The following is a 2466-nucleotide window of genomic DNA, read 5'->3' as shown; positions in this document are numbered from 1 at the left end:
GCCACCAGTACCGCAACAACCCCTTGAACGATGCGGCCCGTAACTCGGCATTCTGATCAGCTCCACCAAGAAACATGGGGGTCAGAATCTCACAATCCAACTCAATCCTTTCCCGACCATAAAAACGTGAAATATTTATAGCCATACAAAACCTCCTGAAAAACTCTAATTCACATCACCTTACAAATTTTCTTCAATAATTTTGTAACGCCCCAACCCGAAGCTGGTATTCTTACCAGCGTTGACGTAAGTTCCCAGCACCAACACCGGCCAGAAGGGTTTAAAATTACCTGAAAAAGTAATACGACCGATCAGACCGCTGGTCGACATGTAATCTTTTTGCCGGGTTGAATAGCGGCGACTCTCTTGCCAACGGGTCTCGTCAGTAACGGTTTCGATGGCCGCGGCCTGGGCGATGAGGCCGCGAAAATCAATCTCTGGCGACAAATCGCAATGAAAACGCTGCAAGATTGCCAGCCGGCGCAAAAGCGAGCGATAAAGATCCTGAAACGATAGTTTTCTGACAATACGCTTTTCCCGTACGAGCCGCAAATGGGTTAGAAACTCCAGCGTAACTTGATTCGGAATTTCGCCGGCTCGTCGGATGAGATCAGCTCCATACTCACTAGCTGACGGCAGCAACTCCCGTTTTTTCTGATCATAAATAACCAGATCCTGGCTGTCCACCACATTTTCCAGCTGGCATTTTCCTCGCTCTTTTCCCAGCCCCCGGGATGCTAGTTCATCCATCACCAACACAAAATAGGGCAGATAGTCATGAGCACGGCCAACCAGGATAAGACCAAAAGATAAAGTCTCTCCTTTCATAATCATCCGCCGTGAATTCAATGGCGGCCACAAAATGAAAGGGTGCGGCACTTTTTCGTATTTGCGCATCACCTCAGCCCCGGATGGACGGGGGGTTTCAAAGATATAGTTATAAGCGCAATTTGCGGCCAGAATGCATTTTTTACACTGTTTCTGCTGTTTGGCAATACAAACCGCTTTTCTGAAAGCGTAGCCAAAAGCCCCTCGCAGGGTAGAACCTTTAAAGGATGGCAGGGGGAAATCTTCCAGTGCCCGAAAAGTAAAAGTTAAACTGGAAATGCTAAAATCATCAAAAGATGTGATCATGAAATTCCATTTTAGAATTAGACTATTGAGAAATATACAACATCAGCCATTTCCGACCATTAACAGTTTTATACACATTAAATACAGCATAAAAACCTTTCACAAACATTTGTCAATAAAATTCATTATCATACTTGAATTCACGACTTCGAATTTTAACACTGTTTTACCTCTTTGTCAAAATCAACATTCCAGAGGCCAATAATTATTGAACGGAACCGAGTAATTCATTAACCTTATACTCAATATTTCGCCTCAACCCAGCCATATTCGTACAATACCCACGATATTTACTTATATCAACCTATCTCTTCATGACGTGTATACGTGATATCATCCGGCAATTGTTGACTTGCGTGGTCAAACCATTTATATAGAGAAATAATTCTCAATACCTGTTTGAAAGGAAGCTTAATGAAAAACAACACGGCCGTATTACTGCTGGCTTATGGCGGCCCGGAAAATCCGGCGGAAATTGAACCTTTCCTGCAGCAGCTGCTGCGGATGGAAAAGATTCCCACTCCCCTGCTCCAGCGGGTGGTAGAAAAATATCAGACTATCGGCGGCGGCTCTCCTCTGCCCCGCGTCTGCCGCGGTATTCGAAATAAACTGGGGAATCTTTTCGCTCACAGCAAGCACCAGCTGCCGGTTTACCTGGCTTTTCGCTACTCTAAACCAGATATTGATACGGTTGTCAGACAAATGGCGGCTGAGGGCATTAAACGGATTCTCGCCGTTTCCCTTTCCCCCCATGCCTCAAAAATCAGTACCACGGCCTATTTCAGCACCCTTGACACCGTGGCAGCAGAACTTTCATTGAAGGTTATTCCGGTTCTCAACTGGTACCGGAACCAGCAATACATCGACTGTCTGGCCAGAAGAATTTCCCTGGCGGCCAAACAACATTCCATGGATATCTCTTTGCCGGCCACCGCTCTGGTCTTTTCCGTCCATAGCATCCCGGAAAGTTACGTCAAAGACGGTGATACCTATGTGGATGAAATCAAGGAAAACATCTCTCTGCTGATGGAAAAATTCCCCGGCAGCCCTCATTTTCTCGGCTACCAGAGCAAGGGGAAATCCCCCGGAGCCTGGCTGGAACCGGACATTGACCAGCTACTGCCGAAACTTATTGATGATGGCTTGAAAAATATTATCCTCATTCCTTTAAGTTTTGCCATGGACCATCTGGAAACTCTCTATGATATTGACCAGGAAATCATTCCGGCAATCACCAGCCGGCACCAAGTCAACCTTGTCCGGATAACCATGTGCAATGACGATGATGACTTCATCAGCATGTTATTTAACGATATTTCATTTTATACTCAG

2 protein-coding genes are annotated in these 2466 nt (G+C 45.6%); one reads left to right on the top strand and one right to left on the bottom strand.

What is annotated here, in order from left to right:
- Positions 1–180: 180 nt before the first annotated feature.
- Entirely contained in the window at positions 181–1134 is a 954-nt protein-coding gene (gene cas6 / locus U9P07_09330; GenBank protein ID MEA2109606.1) for a CRISPR system precrRNA processing endoribonuclease RAMP protein Cas6, read from the bottom strand.
- Positions 1135–1548: 414 nt separating this feature from the next.
- Here cas6 and hemH point away from each other — a divergent pair.
- Positions 1549–2466, top strand: a 918-nt coding sequence (gene hemH / locus U9P07_09325; protein MEA2109605.1) for a ferrochelatase, incomplete at its 3' end; no start/stop codon positions are given.

It is taken from the genome of Pseudomonadota bacterium, assembly GCA_034660915.1.
Classification (GTDB): domain Bacteria; phylum Desulfobacterota; class Anaeroferrophillalia; order Anaeroferrophillales; family Anaeroferrophillaceae; genus DQWO01.
This window is presented reverse-complemented; position numbering and strand designations above follow the sequence as displayed.